Origin of the sequence: Elstera cyanobacteriorum (assembly GCF_002251735.1) — a bacterium.
Taxonomy (GTDB): Bacteria; Pseudomonadota; Alphaproteobacteria; order Elsterales; family Elsteraceae; genus Elstera; species Elstera cyanobacteriorum.
Genome location: NZ_NOXS01000021.1, coordinates 91,319 through 97,719 on the forward strand (window position 1 = coordinate 91,319; position 6,401 = coordinate 97,719).

General features: G+C 58.3%; 7 protein-coding genes. 4 read left to right on the forward strand and 3 right to left on the reverse strand.

The annotated features are described in order from the left end of the window. Positions 1-95: 95 nt before the first annotated feature. The gene (locus CHR90_RS01820) at positions 96-677 is read left to right on the forward strand and encodes a hypothetical protein (RefSeq protein ID WP_094407140.1); all 582 of its coding nucleotides are present in this window, start codon (positions 96-98) and stop codon (positions 675-677) included. A gap of 59 nt (positions 678-736) precedes the next feature. Here the strand turns inward: CHR90_RS01820 and CHR90_RS01825 are convergent, their stop codons facing one another. Next, positions 737-1,372 carry a bactofilin family protein gene (locus CHR90_RS01825; protein ID WP_094407142.1) on the reverse strand — a complete coding sequence of 212 codons (636 nt, stop codon included), beginning with the start codon at positions 1,370-1,372 and terminating at the stop codon, positions 737-739. A 39-nt stretch (positions 1,373-1,411) separates the two neighbouring features. Then, positions 1,412-2,083: an EI24 domain-containing protein gene (locus CHR90_RS01830; RefSeq protein WP_170941257.1), complete on the reverse strand. Its 672-nt coding sequence runs from the start codon at positions 2,081-2,083 to the stop codon at positions 1,412-1,414. A gap of 230 nt (positions 2,084-2,313) precedes the next feature. Here CHR90_RS01830 and CHR90_RS01835 point away from each other — a divergent pair, with 230 nt between their 5' ends. From CHR90_RS01835 to CHR90_RS01845, 3 genes are all read left to right on the forward strand, one after another. Continuing rightward, positions 2,314-3,336, forward strand: coding sequence for an adenosine kinase (locus tag CHR90_RS01835; RefSeq protein ID WP_094407161.1), 1,023 nt, complete (start codon positions 2,314-2,316; stop codon positions 3,334-3,336). An 11-nt stretch (positions 3,337-3,347) separates the two neighbouring features. Further along, a complete protein-coding gene (gene typA / locus CHR90_RS01840; RefSeq protein ID WP_094407146.1) occupies positions 3,348-5,174 on the forward strand; it encodes a translational GTPase TypA in 1,827 nt (608 codons plus the stop codon). Positions 5,175-5,326: 152 nt separating this feature from the next. Beyond that, the gene (locus tag CHR90_RS01845; RefSeq protein WP_094407148.1) at positions 5,327-5,602 is read left to right on the forward strand and encodes a hypothetical protein; all 276 of its coding nucleotides are present in this window, start codon (positions 5,327-5,329) and stop codon (positions 5,600-5,602) included. A 99-nt stretch (positions 5,603-5,701) separates the two neighbouring features. Here the strand turns inward: CHR90_RS01845 and CHR90_RS01850 are convergent. After that, on the reverse strand, positions 5,702-6,401 hold a 700-nt coding region (locus CHR90_RS01850; protein ID WP_212668586.1), incomplete at its 5' end, for a hypothetical protein.

Genomic DNA, 6,401 nt, shown 5'->3' on the forward strand with positions numbered 1-6,401 from the left:
GTCGCAGGAAGTTAACAGTTAGTTACCACAGTAGCTTGGTACCGTAATTCATGCTACTTCCCCAGCGCCATGCGCTGATAGGGAAAGAGGATGCTATGAAACTGGGTCGTGCTATCATTCTATCGTGTTCCATTCTGCTTTCGCCCCTAGCCCAAGCCCAGACGTGGGGGGACGCTAAACAGATCTCGGCAGAGGAATCCCCCATCGACATTAAGCTTACCGGCTGGGGCAAAGCGTCGATCAAGCGAGCGACGACGAACGAGGGTAAGGCCGATAACGTCCGCATTGGCGGACTTAATCATGCCGTCACCGTTGAAAAGGATGGCTACCGCGCCTTCGTGATCATTCACGAAGGGGTGCCGGGATCATTCTGGCATCAAGATACGATTCAGAATATGGCCACAAAGGCCTTCTCTCGGGTCACATTAGAAATGGGCGACTATTTCGATCTGGATTATGGCGCAGCAGATTTTCGGCTACTACCAATTAGTTTTACCGAAAACGACAAGAAGATGAACTGCGCCTATTATCGGGCCTATTGGCGTAATTACTTTGCACGCGGCCATATTTGCGCCCCCGCAGGGCAGGCGCTTTCGCAAGAAGCCGCAAAAATCTTCGTTGCACATATCGCCTACAAAAGCGCCCTCGTCCCGGCAGATGAAGGGAAACTTCCGTAAAAAGCACGAAACCCCGCCACAATCGGCGGGGTTTTTCCTTCGGCCCGATGATAGCAGGATCAGCCCTGCAACAGTTCCATCTCGCCGATGATCGTGCCACCAAGGTCGATTTCGATCTTGCGATAGCGAATGCGGCCTTTGATCTGGCCGGTCGCCCGGATCGTCAGCTTTTCCCGGACGGTCAGATCACCCTCATAAGTTCCGGCGATTTCGGCCACGTCGATTTCGGCATTCCCTTTGAAGAAGCCGCCGTCCGCCACCTCGATCACCCGCCCCCCAATCAGGGAGGCATCGACCCGGCCCTCGACGGTCAGAATATCGCAGGAATTAATCTCGCCCGATAGGCTGATGTCCTTGCCAACGGTCAGGCGCTTGCCTTCCTGCTCCGGGCGGCCGCCGGGCGACGGAACGGCAGGAACAGCGGCGCGGCGCGGGGCTTGACCCGGCGCGCTGAGCGACGGGCCGAGCGGCGGAACGCTGGCGGACGGGGTAGGATAGTCTGGCATTTTCCGAGTACCTTCGAATTTCGGGGAGAGCGCCGGGGCGGGCGGCGCAACGGGGGCCGGGGTGCTTACTGCCTCGGCCTCCCCCTGCCCATCCCCTTCCGGGGCGACGCTTTGCAGATCGGGGCTCGCGGGACCGGTCGAAGCCTCTTCTTCCGGGACATTAGCCTTCTTGGGACGGCGAAAAATCACGACCGACGATCCTTTTCCCCACAATGAAACAGCCGGGCGTTAAAAAGCGCCCCGCTGCCGCAGATGTTCAAACAGGTGGATCATAAAGGCGGTTGCCAGAATTGGCACCAAAAGATTGACGAAAGGTAACGATCCCAGCAGCGCCAGCACTGCCCCCGCCGCCCAGATGCGCCCCTGCTGGCGCTTAGCGATGGCCTGCGCTTCCGGCAAAGACAGGCGACGCAAGGCGATGGACTGGAAATAGTCCCGCCCCAGCAGCAAGCCATTCGCCGCATAAAAAATGAACGGCGCCACCGGCCCCGCCAGCAGGTAGAGCGGCAGAATAACAATATTCAGCAGCACGCCTTTGGCGAGCAGGCTTAGGGCGCCGCGAATTTCCTCGGCGAGCGGAATATCCCGCGCCCGGGGCAGGTGCGGATAATGCTTGGCCTCCACCGCCGCCGCCACCCGGTCGGTGAACAGCGACGTCAGCGCGACGACCACGACCGGAAACAAAAGCCAGGCGCCGGTGGCACTGACCAAACCGCCCAAAACCCCCAAAAGCCAATCGAGCCACACAATCCCGGTCGCCCCCAGCGCCCCCACGCCGATAATCACCACGACGGTCAGCACAATCAGCACAGTGAGTGCCACCAGCACCGATTGGATCAAAACGCCCCGGATTTTCGGGTCGGGAAGCTGGCGGAAGGCCAGCAGAAGGGCTGAAATCACAGGTTTTATCCCGCACTGCACAAGGCGCGAAGGGCGCCCACCTTGGTTCTGGCCAAGAGAATGGCGATCCTTGGCTTTCAATAAAAGGGGCAACGCGCCCCCGCCCTGCGTGAGAAGCGGTTGCCAGCCCCGGTTTCGCCGCTATACTCCGCGCCGCAACAACCCGGCTCTGCCGGGCTTTTTGATTTGTGAAGATTATTTTCGAAACCGGGCCGGGGTCGGAGGGGTTGATGAGCGGTGCGCCGTTGGAAGTGGTTGGGATCGGCAATGCCATTGTCGACGTTCTTGCCCGGGTAGAAGATGAGTTTCTGGAACAGGTCGGCCTCGTTAAAGGCTCGATGACCCTGGTCGATGCCGGTCAGGCCGCCAAAATCTATTCTCTGCTGCCGCCTGCCGTAGAAATTTCCGGCGGGTCGGCGGGCAATACGATTGCCGGGGTCGCCTCGCTGGGCGGGCGCGCCGCTTACATCGGCAAAGTAAAGGCCGACCAGCTTGGTGCCGTGTTCCGCCACGATATGCTGGCCACCGGCGCCCGCTTCGTCACCCCCGCCGCGTCGGAGGGCGCCGCAACGGCGCGCAGCATGATCCTGGTGACACCGGACGCCCAGCGCACGATGGTCACCTTCCTGGGTGCCTGCGTGACCCTGGGGCCGGACGATCTCGACCGCGATGCGATTGCCGAAGCCGAAATCACCTATATGGAAGGCTATCTGTTCGACCCGCCGCAAGCGCAGAAGGCCTTTTACGAGGCCGCCGCCCTGGCCCATGCCCACGGCCGCCGCGTGGCGCTAACCCTGTCGGATAGTTTTTGCGTCCATCGCCACGGCACCGCTTTCCGTGACCTGATCGAAAACCACATCGACATTCTGTTCGCCAACGAAGCCGAACTGCTGGCCCTGACGCTGGAAACCGATTTCGACCGCGCGGTCGCCGCCCTGAAGGGCAAGGTGAGCATCGCCGCCTGCACCCGGTCGGAAAAAGGCTCGGTGATCCTGAGCGGCGAGGAGACGGTTTCGGTCGCGATCCACCCGGTCGGCAAAGTCGTCGATACCACCGGCGCCGGCGATCTCTATGCCGCCGGCTTCCTGCTGGGCGTTGCCCGCACGATGGCGCCCGCCGATTGCGCCCGCTTGGGCAGCCTGTGTGCTGGGGAAGTGATTTCCCACATCGGCGCCCGCCCGCAAGTGAACCTGAAGAAACTGGCCCTGACGGAACTGCCCGATCTGGCCCCCGCCCTTAACCTTCCTGCGTGAGTCTCCCCCTTATGGAACGCCGTAACCTCGCTATTATCGCCCACGTCGACCATGGGAAGACCACCCTTGTCGATAAGCTGCTCGCCCAATCCGGTACCTTCCGCGCCAACCAGCAGGTTGCCGAGCGCGCGATGGACAGCAACGATCTGGAACGCGAACGCGGGATCACCATTCTCGCCAAATGTACGTCGGTCGAATGGAAGGGCGTCCGCCTGAACATCGTCGATACGCCGGGCCACGCCGATTTCGGCGGCGAAGTCGAACGCATCCTCTCGATGGTGGATGGCGTCGTCGTGCTGGTCGATGCCGCCGAAGGCCCGATGCCGCAGACCAAATTCGTGACCAGCAAGGCGCTGCGTCTTGGCCTGCGCCCCATCGTCGTCATCAACAAGGTCGACCGGCCCGATGCCCGCGTGCATGAAGTGCACGATATGGTGTTCGACCTGTTTGCCTCGCTGGATGCGACCGACGAGCAGCTCGACTTCCCCACCCTCTTCGCTTCGGGCCGCAACGGCTGGGCCGTCGATGATCTGGAAAAGGCCCCGGGCGATAGCCTGGAGCCGCTGTTCGACCTGATCGTGAAGCATATCCCGGCGCCGACGGTGAATAAGGATGCGCCGTTTGCCATGCTGGCCACGCTGATCCACGCCGATCCGTACCTCGGGCGCGTGCTGACCGGGCGCGTTGCCTCGGGCATCGGTAAGCTGAACATGGCCGTGAAGGCGCTGAACCGCGCGGGCGAAACCCTGGAACAGGGCCGCCTGTCGAAGCTGATGGCCTTCCGCGGGCTGGAGCGGGTGCCGGTCGAAGAAGTGGAAGCCGGGGATATTATCTCCATCGCCGGTCTCACCGCCGCCACCGTCGCCGATACCATCTGCGCGCTTGAGTGCACCGAAGCGCTGGAAGCCCAGCCGATCGACCCGCCGACCCTCGCCATGACCTTCTCGGTCAACGATTCGCCGCTGGCGGGCCGCGAAGGCGATAAGGTGACGAGCCGCATGATCCGCGACCGTCTGATGCAGGAAGCCGAAGGCAATGTCGCCATCCGCATCACCGAATCGGACAGCAAGGACTCGTTCGAAGTCGCGGGCCGTGGCGAACTGCAACTCGGCGTGCTGATCGAAACCATGCGCCGCGAAGGCTTCGAACTCTCGATCTCGCGCCCGCGCGTGCTGTTCAAGACCGACGAAGCCACCGGCGAACGGCTGGAGCCGCAAGAAGAAGTCGTCATCGACGTTGACGAAGAATATGCGGGCGTCGTCGTCGAAAAGCTCGGCACCCGGCGCGGCGAAATGACCGAAATGCGCCCCAGCGGCGGCGGCAAGACCCGTATGGTCTTCCTGGTCCCGTCGCGCGGCCTGATCGGCTATCAGGGCGAATTCCTGACCGATACGCGCGGCACCGGCATTATGGCCAAGCTGTTCCATTCCTATGTGCCGCACAAAGGCCCGATGCCGGAACGCCGCAACGGCGTGCTGATCTCCAACGGCCAAGGGTCGGCCGTCGCTTACGCGCTGTGGAACCTCGAAGATCGCGGCCCGATGTTCATTGATCCGGGCGTCGATATCTACGAAGGCATGATCATCGGCGAACACACCCGCGATAACGATCTGGAAGTGAACGCCCTGCGCGCCAAGCAGCTCACCAACGTGCGCGCCTCGGGCAAGGACGAAGCCGTCCGCCTCACCCCGCCGCGTCTGATGAGCCTGGAACAGGCGATCAGCTATATTTCGTCGGACGAACTGGTGGAAGTGACCCCGAAAGCCATCCGCCTGCGCAAGAAGCTGCTGGACCCCAACGACCGCAAGCGCGCGGCCAAGCAAAAGGAAGACGCATAGGTCTTCCAGGAACGGCGCCCCTCGGGGCGCCGTTTTCGTTTGGGGGAAGATGCGGGGCACCGCCTCGCCCCCGCTCGGGGGCACCGGCCCCCGAGGCCCCGGTTCTTTGACGGCCCTTGGCTCTGTGATAGGATCGGCGGGAAGGAAAGCCCATGCCCACGCCCCAGAAAACGCCTCGGAGCAAGACCGTCACGGCCTCCGGCCATCTCAGCCTCGGTAACCGCTTTGCCGGGGTGAATGTGGTGATTGACGAGTCCGAACCCGATGTTCTGACCATCCGCATTCCCCGCCCGGAAGCCTGGTTACACACACCGAAAGCGGCAGCGGACCTTAAAGACGCCTTGGCATGGGCCGCCAAAAACCCACCGAGCGATACTAAGGGACCGGACGTGCTGACCCGCTTGGCCGATCATGCCGTCGAAGAGTGAGCACCCTTACTGAATACAGCGATTGATATTTGCCTACTTCCAGGTGAGCTCGCGATCTGTAAATAATCTAAATTTAGAATAGAATGCTTTTTCGAAATATTAGGTCTCGATATTTTTATCCTCATGACGCAAAAATATAGATTTTAGTTGTTTTAAGCCAGAATCGAGAACATGCCTTCTTATATATTTACAATCTTTGCTATAAGATTCCACATTACGAATGAATTTTTTTAAAAATAATACTTCATCATTAATAAAAAAAGAATCACTATTATATCTTTTAATTAAAGAACCAATAAATTTTTCAAAGAAAATCGTGTCCCATTTTGTAATCATGAGGTGAATATGCTCAGCCTTCTCCTCATTAAGAGGAATATAAAAGCCTATACCGGAGTCTAATGAAATTATAAATCCGAGCATTTTAATATATTTCAAATCCTGACTCTCTAATCCTTTAAGAAAGGCCCTGCTATTTTTATCCATTAAGAGCTTCCGATGCTCATATATTTTCTCATGAAAAAAATCAAAGAATAAAGTCATACTTTTATGATTGCTATTAAATATTCCAAATTTAATATCTTCATCGTAAAATGATGGCTCCAAATTAAAATTTGTGTCTAGATCTTCAAAATAGGAGCAACCAACCATTTTATTGATTTTTTCCTTTATCGCAATTTGCATTTCACTAGAAAACTCCACGGCTCCAAACTCTTCTAAAGTTATAGAAACATCATACAATTGAAACAGATCAAATGGACACCTCGAAAAACCCCTCGCGTCGGGGTTGGTGACGTGATTC

What these genes read in the sequence shown, in the direction of transcription:
- typA (WP_094407146.1), top strand. Translation starts at nt 3,348, where the DNA reads ATGGAACGCCGTAACCTCGCTATTATCGCCCACGTCGACCATGGGAAG.
- CHR90_RS01845 (WP_094407148.1), top strand. Translation starts at nt 5,327, where the DNA reads ATGCCCACGCCCCAGAAAACGCCTCGGAGCAAGACCGTCACGGCCTCC.
- CHR90_RS01820 (WP_094407140.1), top strand. Translation starts at nt 96, where the DNA reads ATGAAACTGGGTCGTGCTATCATTCTATCGTGTTCCATTCTGCTTTCG.
- CHR90_RS01835 (WP_094407161.1), top strand. Translation starts at nt 2,314, where the DNA reads ATGAGCGGTGCGCCGTTGGAAGTGGTTGGGATCGGCAATGCCATTGTC.